Source organism: Methylomonas montana (assembly GCF_030490285.1).
Lineage (GTDB): Bacteria > Pseudomonadota > Gammaproteobacteria > Methylococcales > Methylomonadaceae > Methylomonas > Methylomonas montana.
Window position 1 is genome coordinate 828,159 of record NZ_CP129884.1, and the last position, 25,284, is coordinate 853,442.

Genomic DNA, 25,284 nt, shown 5'->3' on the forward strand with positions numbered 1-25,284 from the left:
TTGTGGTGGTGGACGGGATGACGCTTAAACAACTCTTCGGAGGGAGCTATGGATAACATTCAGCTGTTGTATGTAGCCAATAACATCACCGGCAAAGCTGCTGCTAGACAGCAATCCTTGCTGTTTCTGATGCGGGTGGCGAATCTGGGTTATCACAAACAGGTCGAGGTGGTTTGGTCCGGCGAGGATGGGGCATGGCAACATCTGCCGGCGGTCTATTGCTGCACGGCGGATGGCTGGGAATATTGGTTGGCGGAGATTTCTTTTCCGCCGCAGGCACATGCCACATTACCGGGCGATATCCGTTTCTCATTGCATGCGCAAGGCGAGGGCGGCGAGTTCTGGGACAACAATGAGGGCGGCGACTATTTCATCGGTGCCGGCAGCGGCAGTCGCTTGGCCGTCGGCATACCTTTATTGCAATTATATCCGGGCGAGCGTCTCAACGACCGCCAGCAGTCGTTGCCGATTAAATTGGCGGTGGATGCGGCGCTGGCCGTCGAAAAGGTCATCATCCATTGGACCACCGACGATTGGCGACATACTCATAAAACAGTCTGCCGGCGTCAGGCTCTGAAAAAATCGGCCAGCAAAGCTGGCTATGCCGGTCTGCATGCCGCTCAGCTTTGGACGGGTCGAATCCGGGTGGGCGAGGCGTTTCGCGTGCAATACAGCATTTGCTGCGAAAGCAAGGACCGCACGCTGTGGGACAACAACGCCGGTCAAAATTATGTTCTGAGCCGGGCGCCATTAAAACTGTTGATCCTGAATCTGCATTGTTACCAGGAAGACGAACAGGATAGGAAATTCTGGCAAATCGCCAGAGCCATCAATGAATTGGATGTCGATGTGGTGTGCTTGCAGGAAGTGGCCGAATATTGGAATAACGGTCACGGCGACTGGTCGTCGAATTCCGCGAATATCATCAACAAGCGCTTGCCTAAACCGTTTCATCTTTACAGCGATTGGTCGCATCTGGGCTTTGACAAGTACCGTGAAGGGGTGGCCATTCTTAGCCGTTATCCCTTGGCCGAGCAAGAGGCTCGGTATGTCTCCGAAAGCTGGGACGCATATAGCATCCATTCCCGAAAAGTGGTGTCGGCGCGAATTACGGTGCCGTATATCGGCAGCATCAATGTGTTCTCCGCGCATTTGAGCTGGTGGGAAGATGGTTTTGAGCAGCAATTTCAACAGCTGGCGACTTGGGCCGACAGCAAGCGCGGTCCGGATAGCGATGCCACCTTGCTGTGCGGCGACTTTAATATCGCCGCCGGTTCGACCGGTTATCAACTGGTGGTGAAAGGTCTGCAGTACGAAGACCAATATCTGGCCGCCAATGCGCCGGCCTTGTTCCAGCAAATTTTTCGGGTCAATGACCCGCATTGGCGGGATTATCTGGCGGACGATTACCGAATCGATTACATTTTTATGAACAAAGGCAGCGCCTTGCGGGTTTGCTCGGCCCGAACCGTATTTACCGAGCAGGATTACGGGCAAGTATCCGATCATTGCGGTTATTTGATGACATTTGAGCCGCAATAGAGCGAATCGTTTCGGCGATTTTTACGATTGATTTTAAGCTGGTTAGACTAGGCAACACGATATGCAAGTAGCAGAACACTACGCCAAACCGGTATTTGGCAAATTGGGCGGATATTTCCAGCGCGGTAACGACTTTAGAGAAAGCTTCGATATCCGCTGGGGCAAGATCGACTTCGACATGTGGCACGGCATCAACGCTAATTTGAAAGTGGTGCTGAAAGTGTACCGGGAGTCGATTTGCGAGACCTATATCGTCGATACCGATGCTTACGACGTGGAATGGGACAGGCACAAACGCTCGACCCGCGATTTTTATGTGCTGCCGTATTCCGGACAATTCGGCAGGATCAATTGCATCAAATTTTCCTTTATCGTCCATCTCGGCGAACATTCGATCGCCTCGCGCCACGATTATATTTTCATGGATGGCGATCAGTTGCAGGATAACCATCCACAGCAGCAGCGCCGGATTACTGAGCACTGGGCCACGCCCAATCACTTCCGCGCTTACGAGTTGGATGCAGGTCAACTGCAAGGCGATGTCGATTGGTACAACCAGCATTTCGAGTCTTTGCAACTGACGCCCAAGTTCACCAAGGGCCAGCAACATCATCCTTATCATCCCAAACGCTTTATCCACGATCATATCGACAAGGTGATCGCCAGCAAGCGCGACCATCCCGAGCGCTTGTCCACCATCAAGGTCAGCGTCGATTGCATCGACGACGGCGATTTCATCAATCATCTGATCCACGCCAGTCAGCAAGGCGTTTGGGTGCAATGCGTCGTCGACTGGCGGAAGATGACGCTGACCAACAGCCAACATTATGCTCGGCTGAAACGGTCCGGCATCGAGTTGATCGGGGTATTCTGCACGCCAAAACACCACTTGATCGAAGTGGAACCGGACATGCACACCAAATTCGTGATATTCAATGATGATGATTGCATCATCGGCTCGTTCAACATCACCTTCGACCGTTGGTGGGCGAATTGGGAATCGGGGATGAGTTTCCATTCCAAAGGGGTTTGCCGCTTACTGGATAATATTTTCCAGAGCCAGCGCGGCGGGGTGATCCAAAAATACGGCGTCGATCCGCTCAGCCCGTTCAATCTGCTGTATACCTTCGGCAGGCAGACCATGGCCAACGGCAAGGTCTACCGGCCGCATCATGCGATACTGGCCGAAATCCACCGCGCCCGCCGTTCGTTGAAGCTTTGTCTGTTTTTGATCGGCGATTTGCTGGGCGACTATCACGACAGCGTGGTCAATGCCTTGATTCAGGCCCGCGACCGCGGCGTGGACGTGCAGTTGCTGTTCAACGGCCATCTGGCCCGGCAAGGCAAGATCGGCGTCGAACGCAGCATGGCAGACGAACTGGCCCGGCCATTGCTGCCGGCCGTTCAGCGCTTGCGCGACGCCGGTATTCGCGTCGGCTTGGTTTACGGCCAGGACGATTTGCCGGTGCCCTATTCGCCGATACACAGCAAATATTGCATCATCGACGACTACATCGTCATCGACGGCAGTTTCAACTGGTACAACACCTCGGTGTTTTCCCACGACTTGATCGTCGTCGCCGCCAACCGCGACGTGGCCCAGCCCTATCTATACGAGTTTGGGCAGATTCAAAGGTTGTTCAGGGTGTTTTACTGATCGGAGTACGCGAAGCTAAATTGCACGCTGGACGACGCTTTACGAAGACACCGGACCGGGAACGCGCCAGAAGCGATTTTCGGGCAGGTTGGATGATATGCAGAAGCGAAAAATTCTTGTAATTCGCAAGTTTATTGTTGGTACCCAAATTTCGTGGTAGTTATATGGTTAACGGCTTAATAACTTGTTATGCCTCAGAGGCTGCCAATGGATGAACCGTTCGAGATAGAAGCACGCGGCGCTGCGGAGGGAATCAATCCGATGTTCGGTGAGTGGAGCCAAAAGTTCGATCTGGAGCCGGTTTCATATTCGAATCCAGGCCCGGCTCGTGCCGAGTTCAGGCAAGCAATTCGTGATCAACTGAAAAACAAGTTTGTGTTCGTTGGCGAGGTAAGGCTGACGGTTACGCTCTACCTCGACGAACAGAAGATGCTCGAAACGCCGGCTTATGGAGACCTCGATAACTACGCGAAACAACTCCTTGACTCGATAAAGGGGCATGGCGGCTTGTTCATTGATGACTGCCAAGTGCAACGCCTCGACATTTCGTGGGTGGATGTTCCGTATGGTGCTCACTTCGAGATTGAGATCAGATCTGGTCCCGATGATTTTCTGCCCGAGCCGCTAAAGCTCTATGAAATGCCAGATGGGCTCTACTACCCAATTTCGGCACAGGTTTGGACGCAAAGCGGTTTGATTGAGGTCCAAGATGATTCAGTCCACGTCATGGCAGAAGCCTTGGCTGCGATGACGAAGGCAAAGAAGGCTTTGCGTCATAAGCTCCGTCAAGATGGAGCGCCGCAATTTCGTGCCTTCCAGTTTGGGAAATACGTCTCGCCGGTTCTTATGGGTTTCCATCGGAGCCGTGTCGTTGGTTCAGGCTACGAACTTGTAAGTCGTGCCACATGGGAAAACTCTCTGGGGCATAACCCTGCGGTCCAGGGGACGCTGCGCGATAAAGCCGCGCAGCGTCCCTGACCTCCACGTTAGGCGGAATGGCATACCAATTTGCAATTGAATCAGAAGCGTTGAAGCGCTTTTATGGTGCGTATTCGTCATTACTGGAGGAAATGATGGTATAAATCTCTATGCAGGAAAAACCGGAGATAATCGTGAAGGCTGCAATCCGATCAGCGCGCATCAAGGATATTATTTAGAAAATGAGTCCAACTGTTTTTCGCGAAAGTGGCTTCCGGTTTTATTTCTTCTCGCGTGAGGAATCCAGAATGCATGTCCATGTTCAAAGCCAAAATGGAGAAGCAAAATTTTGGCTTGAACCCAAAATCGAACTTGCACAACACATTGGGCTTTCCCAGCACGAAATCAACCAAGCAATTCGCTTAGTTCAGGAGCACGAAAATGAAATCCGCAACGCGTGGCTTAAACACTTCCCTAGTTGAAGTAACCAATATCTCTAAACATGGTTTCTGGCTTTTGCTAGAGGACGAAGAGCTGTTTCTTCCGTTCTCCGACTTTCCTTGGTTTCAAAATGCCGCAGTCGGGAGGATTCTTAATGTCGAGCTTCCTTCATCAAACCATTTATATTGGCCCGAGTTAGATGTGGACTTGGCTGTTGAATCTATACGTCATCCTGAGAAATTTCCGCTGGTGAGCAAAGCCAATGCCTAACCCAACGCTCCAGAGCACTGTAATGGTTTGATCCTGCCAACCTCGGCAGACGGCGCGATCACATTGACTGCGCGGGCGTGGGCGGTTCGGGGCAAGGTCTCGGTTTAGCAGATGCCCAACCAGCGCTCCTGCGTTCGCCCCGCAAGCAGCGCGCTGCATAACTATCCCGAAAGTCGGCTTGACTCTATATCCTCCGGCAGATGCGGTGTTTTGGCTTTCGATCAAGTATCATCGAGCAATTACCTCAATTTGATGCGTTTAGACGTAGGGATAAAAATTTAGATGGCTAAAAAACCTAAATCCGCCTACGTCTGCACCGAGTGCGGCGCGGACTATCCAGGTTGGTCCGGGCAATGTAATCAATGCGGTGCCTGGAATACTATCAAGGAAGTCAAACTAGGCAGCGGCAAGGCGGCGCGCGACAACTCCGGTTATGCCGGCAGCCGCAGCGAAGTGCATTTGTTGTCGGAAGTGAATCTGGCCCAAGCCGAGCGGATTTCCACCGGCCTGGCCGAATTCGACCGGGTGTTGGGCGGCGGCATCGTTACCGGCAGCGTGGTGTTGATCGGCGGCGCGCCGGGAGCCGGCAAGAGCACCATTCTGCTACAAGCCATCGCCCACATTGCTCAGCAGCTGCCGGTGTTGTATGTGTCCGGCGAGGAATCGCTACAACAAATCGCCGAACGCGCTCATCGGCTGGGGCTGAAAACCGCCGGCATCAAGATGTTGGCCGAGACCTCGGTGCAACAAATTTGTCAGGTACTGGACGAAGAACAGCCCAAGGTGGTGATCATCGATTCGATCCAGGTGATGTATACCGCCGATTCCGACTCGGCGCCGGGCTCGGTGTCGCAGGTGCGGGAAACCGCCAGTTATTTGACCCAATACGCCAAGCGTAGCGGTGTGTCGATTTTCATGGTCGGCCATGTCACCAAAGACCAATCGCTGGCCGGGCCGATGACCTTAAGTCATATCGTCGATGCCCAGGTAGTGTTGTCATCGACCGACGATTCGCGTTTCAGAGTGCTGCGCGCCGACAAAAACCGCTTCGGCAGCGTCGGCGAACTGGGTTTTTTTGCGATGGAAAGTAGCGGTTTGAAGGAAGTGAAAAATCCCTCGGCAATGTTTTTATCACGCGCCGAAAAGCCGTCGCCGGGCAGCGTGGTGACGGTGTTGTGGGAAGGCACCCGGCCTTTGCTGGTGGAGATTCAAGCCTTGGTGACCGAAAGCCAGTACGGCAATCCACGCAGGCTGGCGGTGGGTCTGGATCAAAATCGGCTGGCGATGCTGTTGGCGGTGTTGTCGCGCCACGGCGGCATTTTTACCGGTAACGACGAAATCTACGCCAACGTGGTCGGTGGCATCAAGGTCAGCGAAACCAGCAGCGACCTGGCGATCATGATCGGCGTGGTGTCCAGCTTGCGCGACCGCATCATTCCTTACGACACGGTGTTTTTTGGCGAAGTAGGCTTGAACGGCGAGATTCGCCCGGTCGCCAACGGCCATGCCCGCCTTAACGAAGCGGCCAAGCACGGTTTCAAGCGCGCGGTCATCCCGAAAAGCAACAAGCCCAAGGACGCTGTAAAGAATTTACAGATCCACGCGGTCAGCAATATTCAAGAAGCGCTGGCGGTGCTGGCGGATTTATAACTGTCGCTAACCATTTAGGCGATAAACTTCGTCAGGGAACGATATGAAAAATGCAGTCGCCGCCAACAGCAAGCCTGGCCGAAACGATCCGTGTCCATGCGGCAGCGGCAAAAAGTATAAAGCTTGTTGCCTTAAACAAGCCGAAGCGACCACCAGACCGGGTCAACCAAGCGTGGACGATGCGTTAAAACAAGCCTGGCAGGCGGTGACGCGGCGCGATATGGCCGGCACGCTGCACGGGTTTCGGCAGGTCTTGGCTATCCAGCCAAACCACGCGGAAGCGCTGGCCGGTTTGGGGCAAGCGCTGTGCTGGCATCAACAGCGCCGCGAAGGGCTGGCTTATCTGCAACAGGCCGCGCGCCAACTGGAAATCGACGCCCAGCAAAGCCGCAATATTCGTTTTATTTTGGAGCTAGCCGAGCAGTTGCATTATTGGGGCGATTTGGATACCGCGCTGAAACTGACCGAGCTGGCGGTCACATTGGAACCCAGTGATCCTGCGGCGTTGAATAACCGGGCGCTTTATCTGACGCGAGTCAATCGATTCGAAGACGCCTTGCCTTTTGCCAGCAAGGTCTGCGAACTACGTCCCGACGATCCGGCTTGCAATAACATGCTGGCGGTGCTGGAAGCACAATTAAATCGCTTGCCGGAAGCCGAGCAGCGCTTTCGTAAAGTGATAGCCGCCAATCGGAATAATCAGCAGACCGCTCGCGCCTGGCAGGAGCTGGTCGGAGTGCTGGATAAGCTGGAAGAATACCAGGCATCGTTCGATGCTTGCCAACAAGCAAAGGCCTTATATCGGCAATTGCCGGAATTGCGCGCGCTCGATGCCGACCATATTTTTCGCACGATCAAGCGTAATAAGCAGGGTTTTGACCCGGCTTTGCTGCAGCGCTGGACGGCGAGTGACTTCGCCGACAGCTTGCCGGCGCCTACTTTTTTGTTGGGGTTTCTGCGTTCCGGCACCACGCTGACCGAGCAAGTGCTGGCGGCGCATCCGGCGGTGTTCACCTCCGATGAAAACGATCTGATTCACGGTTTGATTCAAGAGCTGCAACGGCTTAGCGGTTGTGTAGACGATATTCCCGCCGCATTGCGTGGGCTTGGTTTGGATGATGTCCGGAAGTTGCGCGCTTACTATTGGCGGCGGGTTGGCGAAGAATACGGCGAGGCAGCGTTGAAAAAACGCTTCATCGACAAAGTGGCGCTTAACAGCATCGATATAGGCCTGATCAGCTGCGTATTTCCCGAGGCCAGGATTATCTTCGCGTTGCGCGACCCGCGCGACGTTTGTTTGAGTTGTTTCCAGCAGGCATTCAAACCGTCGAATGTGACGATCAATTTAATCAGTTGGGAAGGCGTGGCTAAGCAATACGCGGCGGTGATGGATTGGTGGTTGCATATCAAGCCATCGATACAACCGCGCTATTTGGAATTGCGCTACGAGGATACTGTCAACGATTTCGAAAACAGTTTGCGCCGGGTTTTTGCTCTGCTGGATTTGGAGTGGGTGGCCGAAGTGAGTGCTTTTCACGAGAAAGCCAAGGGCCGTTACATCGCCACGCCGAGCTTTGCCGCAGTTGCGCAGCCGCTTTATTCGCGGTCGGTGGCGCGTTGGCGACATTATGAAAAGTTTTACGAGCCTATTTTGCCGATGTTGGCACCGTATATCGAGGCGTTTGGCTACCGCTAAATAAAGGCTGCGCCAAAGGCTGGGAGAGGACTGCTGTTGGTCAAATCGACTCGAAGCCCGCCGATCGGTGATCAATTAGAATGGAGCTTCCATGCTCCCGGCCATCCTTGACCGAAAACCGACCTGACTTTACGAATGAAAGCGGCTGTCGGTTGAATCAAATTGGCTTTAAGTGCCAACAGCCGGCTTTCGTCGTCCGAAACCGATCAAGCCCGCCATTGCGCTGCCGAATAGCCAAACTGCGCCGGGCACCGGTACCGGCGACGCGGCGGCCGAGATCGTGGCGGTGTAAGCCAGATTGGCGCCGCCTACCGTGCCGTCGTAACCGCCCAGGATTAGCGTGTAATTGCCGGCGGTCAGGAAACGGGTCAGCGTCGCGGTGGCAGTGGTGCCTTGAACGGCGGCGACGGCCCAAGCAGTCGGATCATGCGGTATCAACGACGAACCCAGCACCGAGCCCATCGGATTGAGCGCACCATTATTTAAATATGAATCGTGGCGGCTACTGCCGTCGTTGGTATCCCAGCCATCCCATAAACCGAAGGCAGGGCGCAAATTGGAGTTGTCCGAGGATACAGTGATGGTGACAGTAGCGTCATGGTGCAGCTCGAATAAACCATAATCGGCGGTATGGCCCCAGTTGGTCGCGCCGTCTTTGTAAGCTTTGGCGCCCATGCCTATCGTAAAGCCGGCGCCTTCACTGTTGGCGGTTTGCGAGTTGGCCACTCCGCCGTCGTTATGGATCATCGCTACCCAGGTCGCAGGCAGGTTGCCGGTGTAGCCTGGATCGTCAACTGACCATGGGCCGGTTTGCGAGCCATCCGCAGGTGCGCCAGAGGTGTTATAGGTAACGTGCGCATTTGCTACATCAGTGACTAGCAGCATTGCGGCGACGGCGCCAGCCAGCGCCAATTTTTTATACGGTGCGGGTTCAATCATTTTGGCCTCTCGATCGAATAAATAAATTCAAACGTAAGTTTGCGGCTGAGCCGCGAGTTGTAACGGGATTACCGGCAAAACTGGCGGTAATCCCGTTTCGTCGATTAAGCGGCTAGTTGCGGTTTGCGACGACCGAAACCGATCAAACCGGCAATCGCACTGCCAAACAACCAGACTGCACCTGGAACAGGGACAGGGGCGGCTGTTATGGTGCTGTAAGAATGAGTATCTACCGTATATGCCAGAGCCGAATTGCTTGCTCCGCCGTGCGCGCCGACGACTAGGGTGTAGAAACCTGCGTCACCATCGTTTAGGCTGCCAGCAACTGCGTCGGTTTTTTGCCACTCGGCAAAGTCCATTGAAAGTGTGTAGGTCAGAATATCGCCAACTGAAACTTGCGAAGCGCTCCATAACAAAGCAGAGCCGTCAACGCCGCCTGTTCCTAAACTGGAACCTTGTACGCCCGCCGCGTTCGGATCGAAAGCCGCTGTGCGGTTAGAAAAGATGGACGTATCCGATCCGCGGTATAGCGCGACATCCAATAATGCATTGGCATCGTTCAAAGAATCGTAGTTAGCGTCTCTTTTGACCGTGATGTCTATGTTGTACGTGCCGCCCCACACGCCTGTCGCGGTAGTTACATTTTGCGCATTGTCGTTGGAGCCGGCACTAGCGTGAATCAGTGCGTAATCGAGACCGCCTGTGGTGCTGCCTGTCTGCCATGAATCACCGCCCACAGCGACGTAGGGATGGTCATTTGCGCCGCCGTCGGGGAGGAGGGGGCCCCAAGTGGTTGAAGCGTTTTGAACGGCATAAGCTCTCCATAAGCTGTTAGTTTCGGTAGCAGAGGTTCCGGTTTTATAGTTGCGATTGGTTTGGCCTGTTGCAGTTGAGTCGTGATGGCCGAAATAAAAATTGTAAGGGAGGGTTCCTGTGTAGTCGGTTGGCAAGCCGCCGGTGCCTGGAATGTTAGCATTGGCGTCGCCAGCGACCCGTCCGCCAATACCGACAGGCCCGTAGCCGCCAGTATTGGAGACGCCATCGGTGTTATTGACGCTATCGCCGATAGTGATACCAGCACCGGTCAGGTTATAGGTTTGATGAGCGAATGCTTGGCCGGAGATGCCAGCTAGTCCAGTTGTCAAGAGAGCTGCTATAGCCGTTTTACGAAAGATCATGATCATCCTCTTTTTATTAGAATTAAAGGTAACAGCGAAACTGACAAAACTTGACCAACAGCATTGAGCCAAACTTTGCCCTTACCCACGAGCTACCGTGGGGCAATCCGGCCTTCTTTAAATCGTTTTTAAGAACCGTGATTTTCCGGCCCCGCCTCACGACGGGTGTGGCCACTCGTGCTTCGCGCGATGGACTGATTAGCGGACGTTAGACATGCCAGGAAAAATGGTCAATTAACTGTTGCCGATAAGCAACGCGCGAAGTAAGTTCCAAGTCTTAAGCCAGTAATGAGCCAATTCGGAAAAGTTTTAATGATTTCAAATTAATGTGGTGGATTTTCAGTGAAATGCCTGATGTGGGCAAATGCCTGAATTGAGGGAAATAACCTTGCGAGCTTTTTTATATAACATAGATTAATTACTGCCGGATTGGTTCGGTCCGGCCTAGCATTTAGTGCTTGCTGATTCGATGAAGAATTGCTTTCTTTTATCGCAATTTATTGTTAGTTTGTTGCGCCGCAAGGCTTGGCTGACTTTAAATTTTAACGGAGTGATTTATGCAGAGAACCGATAAAACCCCGCTGTGGGTATTCCTGGCGCTGTCCAGTATCGAAACCCGTAAGGGGGCGTTGCTGTTGATCTGGAGTAGCCTCGTCTTTACCTTTTATTGCGTGCCTTGGGGGCTTTATTTTGACGGTAATGGCTGGATCGCCAGATTATTCTTGATCGATGACTGGGAGTGGTTTGCGATGATGGTGCCGATGACTCTTTGGTATTGGCTCAGCATGAGATGGGTGGATAAAAACGGCAGCTGGCGCTTAGCGAATGCGTGATACGCCGCATAGTCTGGAGGCGCCAGACATCATTCGAGCCGGATGTTATTTTGGTTAACTAGCCAATTAATTATGGGGCTCTGGTTTTTAGCCTGAATAACCGTGCTTGTTTACCGACATAAAAATAGCGGAAGGGAGTCTAACTATTTTGGTAAATGCCGGCAGCTTTCGGGAAGGGCGATAACATAGTCGCTACTTTCTATTCTTTAAACATTACTGCCATGTCCATGCTTTCACATATACTCCCCAAAGCCGAAATCTCGATTAGGGAAAATCTGAGATGGCTTTATATCCTTAGAAATCTAATGCTGTTCGCCGTGACGGTGGCAGTGTTTATTGCCGTCAATGGTTTGGGCATCAATTTACCGCAAAACCAGTTGTGGCTGGCGATTTTTGCGATTTCGATACTCAATCTTTACACCTGGTTGCGCCTGGGAACCCCGGAAGAAGTCACCGAGCACGAGATTTTTTCGCAAATCTGCATGGACGTGCTGGCGTTGGCGTATTTGCTATATCTGACCGGCGGGGCGTCAAATCCCATCATTTGGGTGTTTCTGTTACCCTTGATCGTTACCGCGATCATGCTGCCGCAAGCTTATGCTTGGAATATGGTGATCATCACCTCATGCGTGTATACCGTGTTGATTGCTTATAACGTGCCGTTGCCGGCCGTCGAACCGCATTTGGCGCACCCGGCGATGACCGAGATGACGCCGGAAATGAGGTTGCAAATGCATTTGATGAACGACAGGCGTTATTTCAATCTGCATGTATTTGGCATGTGGTTTGGCTTTGTGTTCAGTGCTGGCTTGGTGGCGTTTTTCGTGGTTGAGTTGTCCAAAACCTTGAAAGAGCGGGAGCGCAATCTTGCCGACGCGCGGGAAAGCGCTTTGCGCGACGAGCGGGTGGTTTCCTTGGGGACTTTGGCGGCCAGTGCCGCGCACGATATGGGTACGCCGCTAGGTACTATCGCGATCTTGATTCATGAGATGGTCGAGGATTTACCAGAACACCGTTATCCCGAATTGCATCAAAAATTGGGGATCGTTCAGCAGCAAATCGACCGTTGCAAGCAAGCTTTATCGGTAATGTCTGCCTCCGCAGGCGAAATGAGAGCCGAGTCCGGCAAAGTGATGCTGGTTGGGGAATATATCGACGAAATGCTCGGTCAATGGCGCACTCATAAAGCCGCCACCCGGATAAAGCTGTTTATTTCGCCGCATGTAGACATGAGCGCGCGCATCATTGCCGAACGCACGGTCACGCATTCGATCATCAATATTCTGAATAACGCCGCTGAAGCATCGCCTGTCGACAAAGGGATCGAGTTTCATGCCGCGTGGGATGAAGAGACCTTGCTGTTGAAAATTAGGGATTTTGGGCCAGGTTTGCCTGCGGAATTTATCGAGTTTGCAGGTCATCAGCCCGTCAAAAGCAATAAGCAGGGCATGGGGGTGGGTTTGTTTTTGACCTATACCACCATCAAACGCTTGGGCGGTACAATATTATTCGACAATCTCGAGTCTGGCGGAGCTTGCGTTGAGATCAGTTTGCCATTATTAGCTAAGGAGAGTACGAATGACGGAATTACCTATGGATAAACCCAATTTACTGCTAGTCGACGACGATGTGACTTTTTGTTCGGTGTTGAAGCCTGCGCTGGAGAAGCGTAATTTCCAAGTAACGGTGGCTAACGATGTCAACACCGCGATGCAGTTGGCGGAACAGACCGAACCCGAATATGCCGTGATCGATCTGCGGATTGGATTCGATTCCGGCCTCGAAATGGTCAAGAAATTGATTTCGTTGGATGATAATACCCAAATCGTCATGCTCACCGGTTTTGCCAGTATCGCAACGGCGGTGGAAGCCATTAAACTGGGGGCGATTCATTATCTGACCAAGCCGGCTAACGCCGATGAAATCGTCAGCGCGCTGTACAAAAACGAAGGTGATGCCTCGGTAGCCATCAGCGATAGCCCGCTATCGGTCAAGCGCCTGGAATGGGAGCATTTGCAAAAAGTATTGATGCAGCACGACGGTAATATCTCCGCCGCTGCCAGGGCGCTGAATATGCATAGAAGGACTCTACAAAGAAAGCTAGAAAAGCGGCCGGTTAAGGAATGACATGCCAGACTTATATGACATTTTTATTTAATCCCCTTATTTAGAGTTAATTTTTCCTGATTACCCACGACCCTCAGCAACTTACGAGCATCCTGCTAGTCCAATGAAAGCTATGAACTGACAGGAGATCGTGGCATGAAAAAGAATCCGATCCAATTTCAAAAAGGCTTTAGCCTGACGGATTTCATGAATCGCTACGGTACTGAAAGCCAGTGTGCCGCAGGGCTATTTCAGGCGCGATGGCCATCCGGGTTTCAATGCCCAGGCTGCGGTCGCCGCCGCTATAGCGTGATCAAGACTCGCAATTTGTATCAGTGCACGACGTGCCATCACCAAACCTCGTTGATCAGCGGTACGCTGTTCGAACAAACCAAGTTGCCGCTCACCGTGTGGTTTCTGGCGATTCATCTGCTGACTCAAGCCAAAACCAGTTTGTCGGCTTTAGCCTTGAAGCGGCAAATCGGCGTTTCCTACAACACCGCCTGGAGCCTCAAGCACAAGATCATGCAGGCAATGAAAGAGCGCGATGATCGCAAACCGCTGACCGGCATTATTCAACTCGATGACGTTTACTGGGGCGGCGAGCATCGGGGTGGCAAACGCGGGCGAGGTTCGGAAAACAAGACGCCTTTTGTCGCGGCGGTGGCGCTGAACAAGGAACACCATCCTATCGCGATGAACTTGAATGTCGTCAAAGGCTTCCGCAACAGCGAAATCAAGCGCTGGGCCGGCCATCATCTTCAGCCGGGTAGTCTGGTGTACTCGGACGGCTTAGCTTGCTTTTCCGCCGTGCTCGATCACGGTTGTCACCATTACTCCATTGTCACCGGCGGTGGTCCTGACAGCGTGACGAAAGAAGAATTCGCCTGGGTCAATACCATGATCGGTAACGTGAAGCGCGCCATCAATGGCACTTACCATGCCATTCAGTCCAAACATTTACCCCGCTATCTGGCCGAGTTTTGTTATCGTTTTAATCGCAGATTCGATCTGCAAACCATAATGCCGCGGTTTCTCATCGCTGCGGCTAATTCTCCACCCATGCCGGGCCGTTTGCTCAAATTAGCTGAGGCTTATGGGTAATCAGGTAATTTTTTACAAGGGCTCTTGCAAAAGAAAAAAATCTGAGTATAATGGGCAATTCATTCAGGGGGTCGTTAGCTCAGCCGGTAGAGCACCGCACTTTTAATGCGATGGTCGTGCGTTCGAATCGCACACGACCCACCATCAATCGATAATAAAAACAACCACTTGACTCTAGCTGGGTAAGTGGTTTTTTTATGCCCGAAGGTTTCTGGGTAAATTTTGTGGTAACTTTTTTCAGCGCCACGTCTGCCCGTTAAAGCCAGTGTGGTAACTTTTTCAAGCGCCACTTTAAATCACCCTTCTCAAGATCGACACCGGCTTAAGGTTGACGATCTTTTCAACCGCTTCCAACAACTCTGCCACTCCCGCAGGCGAATAATGTGTCGTTATGTCGCCATTGCTGTGATGCAGCAACTTTTTTCGCGTTTCCAAAGGAACTCCTGCAACTCTCAATCGGTGGCCAAACGTATGCTTCAAGTTATGCGGCCCGCGAGTGTACTCGTCACAAACCGGCAGCCCTGCTTTTCGCCAAGCTTTCTTCCATGCTGAGTTATGCAGGCGGGTAATGCGTTTACCACGGTATGGGAAAACATAGGGGTTATTCGCCTGACGGTTTTGCCGTTGTGCTTCGATAATGGCTTTCGCCGTCGAGTTTAAAACTACCAGTTGGTCTTCTTTGTTTTTTTCCCCTGGCCACTCGCCGTCCCCATATACCTTTTTTCGCCACGGAGTGATAAAGATACTCGTACCGAGTTCCGGCACAACCACTTCCCAGTCCCACCGTAGCCAACACACACCTTGCTCACGCAGGCCAGTGTTAGCCGCAAATATGGACATGGTACGCAAATGCCCCGGCAATGCCTTCAGCAAACGCTCCAATTCCTCAAAGTCAAGAGGATAGGGATTTGCAGCATCTTCCCAATCGGGCATCTCGAATAACGGCGGACAACTTAAATACGGTTGGCCGTTTTCGTTTCGCCAAGAGCGAGCTGCCAACGTCAACACTCGCCGAATGATGGATAAATCACGCTTGACAGTGCTGCTGGATATCCCCGCTTTCCGTCGTTCATTGATGAACCCTTGCAGGGTGCCCATGTGGACATTGGCTAAGGGTAAATCGCCGATATACGGGGCGACAAATCGCAACGAATCACGGTCACGATCCAGGCTACGCTTCTGCGTTTCCTCGAGGTACCGATCAGTAGCCTCTCGGAATGTCATAATGCCTTCGTCTCGGCGATTATGGCTGCCTCGGAATAGACATCGGTCACATCTTCAGATTTATGGTGCAAAAGTTCACGGCGAAACTCTTTTGGCACATCTTCTGAGATTAACCGCCTACCCAAAGTATGCTTCAAGTTATGCGGTCCACGTGATAGACCATTTTTAACAGGCAACCCTGCATTTTTCCAGGCTTTTTGCCAGTCGTACCCCCCCATTTTAGATATCGGCTTACCATCCACTGGAAAAACCCAAGGACACCCCGGTTTACGACGGGCTCGCTGAATTTCAATGACCTTTTGGGCTACACGATTTAATACCACCAATTGATCCAGATCATTTTTCTCACTAGTTTGAATTCCGCGCTCTTCATCTACAGACTCAACGGGAATTTGGAATACGCTGGTTTTTAGGTTTTGGACTTTCCTTTCCCATTCCCAACGTAGTTTACAAACGCTTTGATCTCGCAGCCCTGTATTAACCGCAAAAAGTGTCATTAACCTAAGATGCCAGGGTAATTGAAGCAATAATTTTCGCTGATCATCCCATTCTAGGGGGTATGGCTTGCTCTTATCCTTCCAATTTGGCACGCTCAGTAATGGTGGTGCTAAAAGATAAGGTTGCCCAGCTTCATTTCTCCAAGATTGACACGCCAAATTTAAAATGCGTCTTACTACAGCTAGATCGCGCTTTACAGTGCCACTTTTGATTCCTCTGGCTTGCTCGTGATCAATAAATGGCTTTAATGTAAGATCATGGACATGGTTCAACGTCAGATTGCCAATAAAAGGATCAAGCTTCTCCAAAGTTGTGATATCACGCTCAATGCTATCTTTCTCATCTTGAAAATTCTTAACATAGCGAATACCTGCTTCTTTGAAGGTAAGCGTAGTGGCCTGACTTTCTTTAATCGTATTCATATGTTGTTCAATAACCTGCGTGAACATCATTTCCGCTTCTTCTTGAGTGCTTGCCTGAAGACGCTCACGGACCCTTCCGTAACCTTTGATGCGTTTGTCGATGGCCCATTGACCTGTTTTTTTATTGTACTGGAGACCGGCTGGCTTGGTTGGCATGGTGTTGTTTCCCTTATTTGATGATGATTCGATTGACATAGTGTTTTTTCCTTGGAATGATTTAAATTTTCAACTCTAGATTTTCCATATAGGCTCTTGAACTTATCGAGAGCATCATCCAGATCAGGCTTGTCATACGCGACAAATTTTTGGCCATATTGGATTTCAGTCTCGATGAGCGGCCTGACGCAGCTGTCAAATAGCGACTTGTCCATCGCACAGTAAGCAGGCGCGTCTCGATAACGAATAAATCTAGGCTGTATGCAAAAACCTATTGCCGTGCGTTGTACAACTCTACTAATGATCTCAAGGGGAGAAAGAGTGTCTCGCGCTTGTTAGCTGCTAAGCCAGAACAACCATATAGGACAATTCTTGAATCACTGCTGAATGCGCCCTGGTCTGACCGAACATTGATGCAAGCCTTGTTAAGATTCTTGATCCCCATGACGAGGGGATATAGAAAATACTGGGTTATTAAGACCGTACAGATTCCAAGATATAGAAATAATTCACTAGGTGTCGTGCACTGCTACAGCAATGATTTATCGAAGTACATCGATTGCCAATTGGCAATTACCCTATCAATGAGCACAACGAAAATCACAGTTCCTGTTGCATATCAATTGTATGTGCCTTCTCCTTCAAATAATCCAGCAGATACGATAGAAAAGTTATCCTATGATGGAAACCCTTTTATTAATGAGATCGAAAATGTATTCAATCAAATTGAATGGTTAAAAGGAATAGAAGATACCGACTATATTATCTGCAATGAACCGCGCTTGTGTAGTAATATAGAATTTATAAATAAAGCCAGTGAAAGTCAGCTTCTATATTTTCTTGCTATAAAGGAAAATACTTTAGTAACTGAGAAAAATAAAGTTAGTACCAGGCTTAAGATTACTAATCAGATAATGTCGGGGTAATCGGTATTTTCTGCATGCAAAACCCAGCTTTTCTGATCTTTAACTAACCGCTTAACGGTGAGTTCTCCATTTATCGCACAAATCACCACTTTGCCATGAATAGGTTCTATTGATCGGTCAACAACTAAGATATCGTTTGGATGGATACCGGCCCCCAACATAGAATCCCCCTTTGCTCGCACAAAAAAAGTCGCTGCTGGTTTTGGGACTAAAAGGTCATTCAGGTCTAAGGATTTTTCAACATAATCATCAGCTGGCGATGGGAAACCTGCTGCAACTTTGCTGGCAAACAAGGGCAGTGATAGTGCGTGGCCGTGATCTTTAGGCTGCCAAACGCGTGAGCAGTTGGTTAATGTTGTTATCGGTACTTTAACCGAGCGAAATGAATTGAATGTATAAATAAAGGCCATAATCGACTCCTGTTTGAGCGGGGCGATAGGCTACCATCAATAATTCATTTGTTCTATATTTGTTCTTTCTGTTGGCGATCCTGATCTACTCGTTTTGATCCAGCATTGATCTTTGACAGTCAATTTTGGCTTGAAGCCCAGCTATGTCACGTAAAACATGCAAAGTCGAAAAGCAATCACCTAGTGCTGTATGGGCGTGCATCATATTGGTGTTTCCACCTGCACTTAAAAAAGCATTGTAAAGCGATATCGTACCGTATTGATTGGTTGCGCCGTATGCTTTCGCTGCCGTTAGCATGGCACAATAAGTAGCAACATGATTCAAAAATGAGGTATCAAGATTAAAGGCAGTAAGGGTGTTAGCGAGTAATTTAATATCAAAGCCAGCATTGAAAATGGCCACAGTTTTGCTGAGCAGAATATCTCTGATTTTTTCAGCGTCTCGATCAAATGTGGGCGCGTTCTGTAAATCGTGGTTACTGATTCCATGGACTTGATAGGCACCATTTGAAACTGTAACGCTTGGTCTATAACGTGCGTTATGGAGTATTTCTCCTTGGTCAGTAATAATGGCACATTCAATTATCTGATCATGATGGCCAAGCCCTGTTGTTTCTGTATCTAAGATAATGAATTTTTGGCTAAACAAATCTTGGATTGATTTAGATGCCTCAAGTGCTTTTCGATGTTCATTTTCAAAGCGTTTTAACAGATTAGTTTTATGTAATTTTTTGAGTGCTTTTATTTGATTATCAGTGAGAGATTTTTTTATGATGGGTTCGCAATCGCTAAGTCGATATACTGGATATTCAACACGGCTTTGACTGTTACGCCACCACTCCACCGGTTTAGCATCAGGACGAGGCTGCATCCCTAGTTCAATTTTTAGCCTATTAACACTTAGTAATGGGTTATCTTGATTCATTATATGTTCTAAAAATAGAAAGCATTAAAGTTTTTATGTGTATAATTAAATTATAGCCAATCAACCTGTTAATGTTAATAATAAGTATTTATTTAATACCGAAATACTAGGCTGTCTTAAACTAAAAAATGCTTTCCACTTACCACCACTAGCTGATCATAAAGCTGATAAACAAGAATAAACTTTATTATCCAGTTTATCTGTCTTCGAATGGGAGTATTTTTATTAAAACTTTAATGGGGGTTCATAAGTAGATTTTTTTGATAAAGACCGAATTGAGTTTTTCATTTTAACCGGACTTGCCGAAAGAATGTTACTAATGAAAAAGCCACTTGAACTCGATCTGTAAGACGACGAATAGTGCTGTTTAGACTGATCACTGGAATGTCCAAGGGCCTTAGAAATTGACTCTGAATCAAGATTGGCTTTATGTAAAGAACCTGAGAAGCGATGCCGATAGCAATAAGCTGTTGCCGCCTCTTTAAGTTGTGGCATCGCTTTGCGACTTAAGTACGATATTTTGTCACAGACAGCGCCTGCTTCAGCATGAACATATAATTCACCTTTATTGTCTTCTAAACGGTGAACAAGATGTTCAAACTCAGCCGAATCGTTCTTGATAGAAAAGCTACGCCATTTTTGGCCGTACTGTCGCCCTTGATGAGTTTTTGCCCCCTTTATCAATATGTTGATAGAGCCATCATGGTTCAATCCTAAAAGAACCCCGAACGACAGTTCTTGGGGCCTGCATCCAGAAATTGAAAGAACAGATATCGCATCCAAGTGGATTGTCTTGCTTTTAATAGCGACTTCGAAAATTTTGGATGTCCAATTTTTCGGCAATGATTTCAGACGCTTAGATTTTGATTTTTTAACTCTTTTCGGGGTTTTCTTTGCTTTTGAATTCCATGCCGATTGATACGTGCCATTGATTGCATCAGCTAATTTTGATTTTTTTTGATCAACACCTACCACTTCTAAAAAGTCTAGATATTGTTTTAACTTGTCAACTTCCATTTTCCAATCTGTGATGGATTCCTTTTTTAAAGCATCCATCCCAAATAGTGCATCACTAATTTTGTCCAAGACATATGAAGATACAGCTGCTTTATAGACGTAATAACTGCTTTTTGATTTTGCGCAATCAATTGGCAAACATTTATCTTTAAATATTAGGCGTTCAGCAGTTTTATTATATGTTTGTCGTGTTTTGTCAATGATATCCCTTTGTTGGTTATAAATATGATAATCACGCGCTTTTGCAATGATGGCATAGCATGTGTTTAGATCGATCATTTGATTTTCTTTGCAATCCATTTGCATAAATAATTTCCTATAAATATAAAATTCCTATATTTATTTTATATGTATCTCATTAATTTATCAATCACTCTGCTACGCATTCGTTTTGCGCTCATTTTATTCGCAAATTTATGGGTTCATTTCATTCACCATCAAACTGGAATGGGACGCTAACGCTTAACCACCCATTCCGCATATTATTCCGCTCTGTAAAGCAGCAGAATAATATAAAACAACATCAAGCAAATGCTTAATATCTGCCTGATATTAATTTGTTAATTTTAGTGCGAAACTGTTTATCAAGCATCTTGTTTTACAAATTTAATGCTATGCTTTTATATAGGTTTTGTGATTATCAACAAGGAAGTGTTTATGGGAATCTGCATAAGGAAAATTGTTATTAAAAGAAGCAACAAAGAAGATGATTATTTTATGCCTTTGGCAGAAATTTCATTTTGCGCAAATACCATTTCTTTTACATATATTGATTATATAAATCCTTTTACAAATAGGATTTCGGATGTTTTTGTGAGAAAAACGCATACTAGGCAAGGCGATCAAAAAAAGCAACTTTTCAATGAAATCCAGAAAGCATTTTATGTCGATATATCGACAGCAATACAAATTTATTTTTCAATTATACCGGAATTAAATAATCATATTACTACACCGCAAGTTCAAGCCCAATTTCCAAACTACAATGAACTTATGGGATTGGCGTACAAAAATGGTTTTGTAGATGAAAATAAAATCGGATTTAATTTCCGAGGCTTTCGCAATGGTGTAGAGAGGCACATACGAGCTAACACCGTTGAATTTGCAAAGCAGCAGTTCCTAGAATACGAGTCAGATGCCTCTGTATTGGAAGTATATTCTATGGCGTCGGTCCAGAAAATTTGTGATGAATACACCGGGTTAAGAGTTTCGCCGAATTTAACGGGAATTAAGTTTGAAAAATCGTGGGTTCTTCTTGAGGAAACTGAGCACGGTAACGAGAAAATATACTACTTTGAAACTTTGCGAGATGTTGTATCTGCATTACCACTTGAACATCAATATCGATATCATGAAGAGCCATCGAATTACTGATCTCATTGTGCCAATTGTGAGTATCATAAACTCCAGACATGTAGAAGGTGTCTGAAGTGATTGACAAAAATGTTAGTTTGACTTAACGTCTAGGTTCCATCAACAACCGGAACCTATGACTTTAAAAAAAATCAGCAATGATCCAAATAAACATACGACCACAAAGTCTACTAGCCGCATTCTTAGTGATACTAGCCAAACTGATTCTAATCAATCAAAACTCATTAAAGCCGAAGTTGATCCTTCATCGGCTGATTATCGCGAAATTTACACCAAACTTTTCGGCCCAACACCTGCCGAGTCAATGGCAACGGATAGCCACGCCTACCTCGACACTGAAGATTCGCCAGAACCCACAGTTAAAACCATTACTCTTTTCGATCACGATCTAGCCAAAGAGCTATCTGAGCGGATTTCAATTGGGCGGGAAGAAAAAAAGTTTTACAGCTCTCTTCGACCTGAACATTCGCAAAAACCCATTATTGAGCCGAGCGACGCGGTATTTGAACGCATTCAGCAACTCTTTTTTGATTACCCTAATGCGATTGATTTATTGAAATACGTTCACGATTTTTTATGCTTACGTAACATTTCAAGAAATAAAGCGATCTACATGAGTCCGATCCTGATTGCTGGCGATCCGGGTATCGGTAAAACAGCAGTGATCAGAGCTATCTGTAAAGCGCTTGGCGTAGACTATGGCTTTTATGATTTTAGTTCCGCTAGCAGCAGCTGGGGTCTATGCGGTCAGGACAGCGGCTGGAATGGCAGCCATATTGGGATTGTGCTAAAGAAGTTACTTTATGGGGCTTGTGCAAATCCGATTGTGCACTTAGACGAGCTGGATAAAGGCATGGTAAACCATAATTTGGACCCTTACTTAGCGCTACATACCCTGCTTGAGCGACCGCAGATGATTGGGTACCAAGATGCCTACGCACAAAATTTGCCAGTTAATGCGTCACATGTCATGTTTTTGGCCACAGCAAATGATATATCAGCCATTCCAAGGCCGATTCAGTCTCGCTTCCGTATTCTGGAAATTTCAACGCCATCACCCTCGCAAATGCGGCGAATCGTGGCAAATATGTATTCGAGCAAGTTACATGAAGAAGGGGTCGAAGGCGTATTCGCAATTCAGTTAGCTGAAAGAGTGATTGATTTTTTAGTACACAAAACTCCGCGTGAAGTCGGACTGATATTGTCGCGAGCCATTGCAGCAGCCTCTGGTCGAAAGCCCGTCCCTGGCGGCCAATACGAAATTCAATTACAAGACTTATCTGATTGTCTGCCGCAAGAAATATCGCAGCAGCGTAAGGTGGGATTTGTATGGTGAATGCGGACAAAAATCGACATGATTCTATCAATACACATGTCGAGGCAAGTTCATCGGACTGTGCCGGTGCAAAAATGATAATAGGTTTACGGCGGCGCTTTTCTTTTTCTATCAATAAACACAACGCCAAGGCTGCAGTTGCCATGGACAAGGTTTTCCCTAAACCCACTTCATCCGCTAATAACAAGCGCACATAACCATAATCGCGATAATGCTTTAAGCATTCCGTGACAAAGCCCTGCTGCCAGGGTTGTAACGACAAACCTTCACGATAGAGCGGTGATTCGATTAATGCAGCCGGGGTAATGTTTTCATCATCCGAAACATCATCCAGCAAAATCTCATGACGGCGGCTACGACGACGGACTTCCTTACAAACGGCTTCGGGTAGGAACCGAAATTCGCCCGTACAAAGACTGTAAAGATGCCGACTATGACATTGATATCGTCTGCCGCCTTGAACACAAAAAGGACAACATTGCGGCCCAGATTGTGAAGCATCAGGTGGGGGGGCATCTGATGGCTCATGGCACTTACAAAAAAATGCTAGATGTTGAAGGTAGGCGATGTTGGACTCTGAATTACGCCGAAGAGGATGGCGTTGGCTTTCACATGGATATTCTTCCCTCGGTTCAGGAGAGCTGGAAAACTTTCAAAGAGTATTACAACTTTTCTAATGCAATTGCTGTGACAAACAAATGTTGCCACACCGGAATCTACGATTGGTTGCCAAGCAATCCCAAAGACTTCGCAAAATGGTTTTACAGCAAAAACAAAACTGTCTTTGATCGTGTAAAACCGACTCAAAAGCAGGCTCTTTTCGAGAATTATTCTTTATAAGTCTCCGGTAACTCAAGAGCGGGTTAATATTTCGGAGAAAGCGCATATATATTCGTTTTCTGAAAATGGACCGCGTGGTTGGGGGCCATTCAAAAAGAATACGCAAGACCTCAATAATGTCGAAAATCTGACGTTGATGTGCCACGACTGCCATAAAACAATCGATCAGGATCAAGAAGGACTTAAGTATTCCGCTTCGTTGCTTCAGAAATGGAAAAAGGAACATGAGCATCGTATTGTTACAGTAACTGGTATTGCTGCCAACATGAAGTCTCATGTGGTCTTTTATGGAAGTAACATTGGAGAACAACGATCACCCTTACAGCAGGAAGATGCCATGGCGGCCATGTTTCCAGAACGATACCCTGTATCTGAAAATCCCGTATGCCTTTCCATGTCATGTTCTCATGAAGATAAGAGTGCGGCTTTCTGGGGAACAGAATCAGCGCATTTGAAACGGGTATTTGAACAAAAAGTAATGCCCTTAATAGAAAGTGATGCTACAAAGCATTTCTCCCTGTTTTGTTTGGCACCCATTCCACTTCTTATTCAAATGGGCTCGCTATTTACGGACAAAATAGCCGTTGATACGTACCAACCAATCAGAGAGCCAAAAGGATGGCACTGGCAAGAGTTTCCAGAAGGTTTTGAATTTTTAATTAATAAGCCGAAAGAAATAAACGGTACTCCTGCTCTTGTTATTTCGCTAAGCGACTTTATCAGTCATGAACGAATTAAAAGTGTTGTAGGTGACAATGTTTCGATATGGGAGCTGACTGTTCCAAGAGAACACATTGGCAATGACAACATACGTTCAAAAGCTCAACTTTCGATGATGCGAGCAATTGTGCGAAAGTTAATGATTCAAATTAAAGAAGCACATGGAGAAACAACCCCACTTTCTATTTTTCCCGCAATATCAGTGTCTTACTCAATTGAAATGGGGCGAGCACGAATGCCAAAAGCAGATATGCCGTGGATAATTTACGATCAGAACAATAAATCAAAAAAATTTATCCCGGCGATAATTGTAGGGGAATAATTTTGCTCGGATCAGATAAATGATGTCGAAGCAATCATCATTTAATTCAAGGGCTCATGTACAGAATTTCTTAGTGATGTTGCGACAATTGAAAACCAGCTTGTCGGTAAGCCCTATTTAACATTTGGATTTTGATGGAATATTCTGTGGTAACTTTTGGGTATCTGCCGAAAAATCGGCTATCGAAGCTGCGATTTAGGAAAGTCGTCAATCAGAACAAAGCTGGCCATTGGTGCATTATCTCTGGGCACAACATCCCGTTTACCGTTCATTGATGTCAGGTGCTATCATTTTTTTGTGGCGTCACTTGCATTTTTCATCTCTTATCGGTCTTATAGATGGCAGATGAATAAATATGATCTTGATAAGGCAGATAAAGAGTCTGAATATTTGACATCAATTAGCGACAAATATTGGCATCAGTCTGTGATACTTCCTCTATTTATTGATAAATTCGTTTCTAGCATTACAAGCTGGATTGATGATATTAACACTCTTGAAAAATGTGATCACAATACTGGCAAGCTATCAACTAAGATTGATGAAATTAGAGATGGCTTCAAAAAGGATATAACGCAATTAATATATCGCACACAGCTTTTATGTGCTGTAGAAGAACAAGTTAGAGTAAATGTCCGAGAAAAATTGGATGAAATAGAAGACTGTATTACTCGCTATCTGAGCGACAAAAAAGAGAAAACTTATAATGTAATGTCACGCCAATTTCAAAAATATTCGAAAAATCAAAATAATTTTTTATGCATAAACTAGCCAAACAGC

Annotated in this window: 24 protein-coding genes, 1 tRNA gene and 1 riboswitch; of the genes, 18 read left to right on the plus strand and 7 right to left on the minus strand. The window is 47.6% G+C overall.

Features of this window, described 5'->3' with window-relative positions:
* Window positions 1-48: 48 nt before the first annotated feature.
* From QZJ86_RS04065 to QZJ86_RS04090, 7 genes are all read left to right on the plus strand, one after another.
* Complete coding sequence (locus QZJ86_RS04065; protein WP_301936630.1) at window positions 49-1,542, plus strand: endonuclease/exonuclease/phosphatase family protein; 1,494 nt, start codon at window positions 49-51, stop codon at window positions 1,540-1,542.
* Window positions 1,543-1,603: 61 nt separating this feature from the next.
* A complete protein-coding gene (locus QZJ86_RS04070) occupies window positions 1,604-3,199 on the plus strand; it encodes a phospholipase D-like domain-containing protein (RefSeq protein WP_301936632.1) in 1,596 nt (531 codons plus the stop codon).
* A 207-nt stretch (window positions 3,200-3,406) separates the two neighbouring features.
* Window positions 3,407-4,177, plus strand: coding sequence for a RusA family crossover junction endodeoxyribonuclease (locus QZJ86_RS04075; protein WP_301936634.1), 771 nt, complete (start codon window positions 3,407-3,409; stop codon window positions 4,175-4,177).
* Between the two features lie 248 nt (window positions 4,178-4,425).
* The gene (locus tag QZJ86_RS21555) at window positions 4,426-4,599 is read left to right on the plus strand and encodes a DUF4160 domain-containing protein (protein WP_407081650.1); all 174 of its coding nucleotides are present in this window, start codon (window positions 4,426-4,428) and stop codon (window positions 4,597-4,599) included.
* Window positions 4,559-4,828 (plus strand): DUF2442 domain-containing protein, encoded by a 270-nt coding sequence (locus tag QZJ86_RS04080; protein WP_301936636.1) that lies wholly within the window; start codon window positions 4,559-4,561, stop codon window positions 4,826-4,828. The genes QZJ86_RS21555 and QZJ86_RS04080 overlap by 41 nt, the downstream gene beginning before the upstream one ends.
* 282 nt (window positions 4,829-5,110) lie before the next feature.
* A complete protein-coding gene (gene radA, locus QZJ86_RS04085) occupies window positions 5,111-6,478 on the plus strand; it encodes a DNA repair protein RadA (RefSeq protein WP_301936638.1) in 1,368 nt (455 codons plus the stop codon).
* Between the two features lie 43 nt (window positions 6,479-6,521).
* Window positions 6,522-8,174 (plus strand): sulfotransferase, encoded by a 1,653-nt coding sequence (locus QZJ86_RS04090; RefSeq protein ID WP_301936640.1) that lies wholly within the window; start codon window positions 6,522-6,524, stop codon window positions 8,172-8,174.
* Window positions 8,175-8,342: 168 nt separating this feature from the next.
* On the opposite strand, the gene QZJ86_RS04095 is transcribed toward QZJ86_RS04090, so the two are convergent.
* Entirely contained in the window at window positions 8,343-9,113 is a 771-nt protein-coding gene (locus tag QZJ86_RS04095) for a hypothetical protein (protein WP_301936642.1), read from the minus strand.
* A 104-nt stretch (window positions 9,114-9,217) separates the two neighbouring features.
* Window positions 9,218-10,291 carry a hypothetical protein gene (locus QZJ86_RS04100; RefSeq protein WP_301936646.1) on the minus strand — a complete coding sequence of 358 codons (1,074 nt, stop codon included), beginning with the start codon at window positions 10,289-10,291 and terminating at the stop codon, window positions 9,218-9,220.
* 98 nt (window positions 10,292-10,389) lie between these two features.
* A riboswitch (cyclic di-GMP riboswitch) is annotated at window positions 10,390-10,473 on the minus strand.
* Window positions 10,474-10,848: 375 nt separating this feature from the next.
* Here QZJ86_RS04100 and QZJ86_RS04105 point away from each other — a divergent pair.
* The 5 genes from QZJ86_RS04105 to QZJ86_RS04125 all read left to right on the plus strand — a co-directional run bounded on the left by QZJ86_RS04105 (window position 10,849) and on the right by QZJ86_RS04125 (window position 14,478).
* Window positions 10,849-11,124 carry a hypothetical protein gene (locus tag QZJ86_RS04105; RefSeq protein WP_301936648.1) on the plus strand — a complete coding sequence of 92 codons (276 nt, stop codon included), beginning with the start codon at window positions 10,849-10,851 and terminating at the stop codon, window positions 11,122-11,124.
* 227 nt (window positions 11,125-11,351) lie between these two features.
* Window positions 11,352-12,725, plus strand: a complete 1,374-nt coding sequence (locus QZJ86_RS04110) for an ATP-binding protein (protein ID WP_301936650.1) — start codon at window positions 11,352-11,354, stop codon at window positions 12,723-12,725.
* A complete protein-coding gene (locus QZJ86_RS04115) occupies window positions 12,703-13,251 on the plus strand; it encodes a response regulator transcription factor (protein ID WP_301936651.1) in 549 nt (182 codons plus the stop codon). Before QZJ86_RS04110 ends, QZJ86_RS04115 begins: the two co-directional genes overlap by 23 nt.
* A 135-nt stretch (window positions 13,252-13,386) precedes the next feature.
* Window positions 13,387-14,334, plus strand: coding sequence for an IS1595 family transposase (locus tag QZJ86_RS04120; protein WP_301670534.1), 948 nt, complete (start codon window positions 13,387-13,389; stop codon window positions 14,332-14,334).
* Between the two features lie 68 nt (window positions 14,335-14,402).
* Window positions 14,403-14,478: transfer RNA gene (locus QZJ86_RS04125), tRNA-Lys, on the plus strand.
* A 147-nt stretch (window positions 14,479-14,625) separates the two neighbouring features.
* Here QZJ86_RS04125 and QZJ86_RS04130 read toward each other — a convergent pair.
* The gene (locus QZJ86_RS04130) at window positions 14,626-15,558 is read right to left on the minus strand and encodes a tyrosine-type recombinase/integrase (protein WP_301936653.1); all 933 of its coding nucleotides are present in this window, start codon (window positions 15,556-15,558) and stop codon (window positions 14,626-14,628) included.
* Window positions 15,555-16,673 (minus strand): tyrosine-type recombinase/integrase, encoded by a 1,119-nt coding sequence (locus QZJ86_RS04135; RefSeq protein WP_301936654.1) that lies wholly within the window; start codon window positions 16,671-16,673, stop codon window positions 15,555-15,557. Before QZJ86_RS04135 ends, QZJ86_RS04130 begins: the two co-directional genes overlap by 4 nt.
* 218 nt (window positions 16,674-16,891) lie before the next feature.
* Between QZJ86_RS04135 and QZJ86_RS04140 the strand changes: the two genes are divergently transcribed.
* Window positions 16,892-17,560, plus strand: a complete 669-nt coding sequence (locus QZJ86_RS04140; protein ID WP_301938909.1) for a transposase — start codon at window positions 16,892-16,894, stop codon at window positions 17,558-17,560.
* On the opposite strand, the gene QZJ86_RS04145 is transcribed toward QZJ86_RS04140, so the two are convergent.
* The 3 genes from QZJ86_RS04145 to QZJ86_RS04155 form a co-directional block, all read right to left on the minus strand.
* A complete protein-coding gene (locus QZJ86_RS04145; RefSeq protein WP_301936655.1) occupies window positions 17,542-17,970 on the minus strand; it encodes a LexA family protein in 429 nt (142 codons plus the stop codon). The genes QZJ86_RS04140 and QZJ86_RS04145 overlap by 19 nt on opposite strands.
* An 85-nt stretch (window positions 17,971-18,055) precedes the next feature.
* Window positions 18,056-18,895: a 3'-5' exonuclease gene (locus QZJ86_RS04150; protein ID WP_301936657.1), complete on the minus strand. Its 840-nt coding sequence runs from the start codon at window positions 18,893-18,895 to the stop codon at window positions 18,056-18,058.
* 225 nt (window positions 18,896-19,120) lie between these two features.
* Complete coding sequence (locus tag QZJ86_RS04155; protein WP_301936659.1) at window positions 19,121-20,218, minus strand: hypothetical protein; 1,098 nt, start codon at window positions 20,216-20,218, stop codon at window positions 19,121-19,123.
* 351 nt (window positions 20,219-20,569) lie between these two features.
* On the opposite strand from QZJ86_RS04155, the gene QZJ86_RS04160 reads away from it, so the two are divergent.
* The 5 genes from QZJ86_RS04160 to QZJ86_RS04180 all read left to right on the plus strand — a co-directional run bounded on the left by QZJ86_RS04160 (window position 20,570) and on the right by QZJ86_RS04180 (window position 25,275).
* Window positions 20,570-21,286 (plus strand): hypothetical protein, encoded by a 717-nt coding sequence (locus QZJ86_RS04160; protein ID WP_301936660.1) that lies wholly within the window; start codon window positions 20,570-20,572, stop codon window positions 21,284-21,286.
* 115 nt (window positions 21,287-21,401) lie between these two features.
* Entirely contained in the window at window positions 21,402-22,622 is a 1,221-nt protein-coding gene (locus QZJ86_RS04165) for an AAA family ATPase (protein ID WP_301936661.1), read from the plus strand.
* 519 nt (window positions 22,623-23,141) lie between these two features.
* Entirely contained in the window at window positions 23,142-23,462 is a 321-nt protein-coding gene (locus QZJ86_RS04170) for a nucleotidyltransferase family protein (RefSeq protein ID WP_301936662.1), read from the plus strand.
* Window positions 23,463-23,490: 28 nt separating this feature from the next.
* The gene (locus tag QZJ86_RS04175; protein ID WP_301938911.1) at window positions 23,491-24,504 is read left to right on the plus strand and encodes an SAVED domain-containing protein; all 1,014 of its coding nucleotides are present in this window, start codon (window positions 23,491-23,493) and stop codon (window positions 24,502-24,504) included.
* Window positions 24,505-24,849: 345 nt separating this feature from the next.
* Complete coding sequence (locus QZJ86_RS04180) at window positions 24,850-25,275, plus strand: hypothetical protein (RefSeq protein ID WP_301936663.1); 426 nt, start codon at window positions 24,850-24,852, stop codon at window positions 25,273-25,275.
* The last annotated feature ends 9 nt before the right edge of the window (window positions 25,276-25,284 follow it).

Coding starts and splice junctions, on each gene's coding strand:
- QZJ86_RS04065 (WP_301936630.1), top strand. CDS start 49: ATGGATAACATTCAGCTGTTGTATGTAGCCAATAACATCACCGGCAAA.
- QZJ86_RS04070 (WP_301936632.1), top strand. CDS start 1,604: ATGCAAGTAGCAGAACACTACGCCAAACCGGTATTTGGCAAATTGGGC.
- QZJ86_RS04075 (WP_301936634.1), top strand. CDS start 3,407: ATGGATGAACCGTTCGAGATAGAAGCACGCGGCGCTGCGGAGGGAATC.
- QZJ86_RS21555 (WP_407081650.1), top strand. CDS start 4,426: ATGCATGTCCATGTTCAAAGCCAAAATGGAGAAGCAAAATTTTGGCTT.
- QZJ86_RS04080 (WP_301936636.1), top strand. CDS start 4,559: ATGAAATCCGCAACGCGTGGCTTAAACACTTCCCTAGTTGAAGTAACC.
- radA (WP_301936638.1), top strand. CDS start 5,111: ATGGCTAAAAAACCTAAATCCGCCTACGTCTGCACCGAGTGCGGCGCG.
- QZJ86_RS04090 (WP_301936640.1), top strand. CDS start 6,522: ATGAAAAATGCAGTCGCCGCCAACAGCAAGCCTGGCCGAAACGATCCG.
- QZJ86_RS04095 (WP_301936642.1), bottom strand. CDS start 9,113: ATGATTGAACCCGCACCGTATAAAAAATTGGCGCTGGCTGGCGCCGTC.
- QZJ86_RS04100 (WP_301936646.1), bottom strand. CDS start 10,291: ATGATCTTTCGTAAAACGGCTATAGCAGCTCTCTTGACAACTGGACTA.
- QZJ86_RS04105 (WP_301936648.1), top strand. CDS start 10,849: ATGCAGAGAACCGATAAAACCCCGCTGTGGGTATTCCTGGCGCTGTCC.
- QZJ86_RS04110 (WP_301936650.1), top strand. CDS start 11,352: ATGCTTTCACATATACTCCCCAAAGCCGAAATCTCGATTAGGGAAAAT.
- QZJ86_RS04115 (WP_301936651.1), top strand. CDS start 12,703: ATGACGGAATTACCTATGGATAAACCCAATTTACTGCTAGTCGACGAC.
- QZJ86_RS04120 (WP_301670534.1), top strand. CDS start 13,387: ATGAAAAAGAATCCGATCCAATTTCAAAAAGGCTTTAGCCTGACGGAT.
- QZJ86_RS04130 (WP_301936653.1), bottom strand. CDS start 15,558: ATGACATTCCGAGAGGCTACTGATCGGTACCTCGAGGAAACGCAGAAG.
- QZJ86_RS04135 (WP_301936654.1), bottom strand. CDS start 16,673: ATGTCAATCGAATCATCATCAAATAAGGGAAACAACACCATGCCAACC.
- QZJ86_RS04145 (WP_301936655.1), bottom strand. CDS start 17,970: ATGGCCTTTATTTATACATTCAATTCATTTCGCTCGGTTAAAGTACCG.
- QZJ86_RS04150 (WP_301936657.1), bottom strand. CDS start 18,895: ATGAATCAAGATAACCCATTACTAAGTGTTAATAGGCTAAAAATTGAA.
- QZJ86_RS04155 (WP_301936659.1), bottom strand. CDS start 20,218: ATGCAAATGGATTGCAAAGAAAATCAAATGATCGATCTAAACACATGC.
- QZJ86_RS04160 (WP_301936660.1), top strand. CDS start 20,570: ATGGGAATCTGCATAAGGAAAATTGTTATTAAAAGAAGCAACAAAGAA.
- QZJ86_RS04165 (WP_301936661.1), top strand. CDS start 21,402: ATGACTTTAAAAAAAATCAGCAATGATCCAAATAAACATACGACCACA.
- QZJ86_RS04170 (WP_301936662.1), top strand. CDS start 23,142: ATGGCTCATGGCACTTACAAAAAAATGCTAGATGTTGAAGGTAGGCGA.
- QZJ86_RS04180 (WP_301936663.1), top strand. CDS start 24,850: ATGAATAAATATGATCTTGATAAGGCAGATAAAGAGTCTGAATATTTG.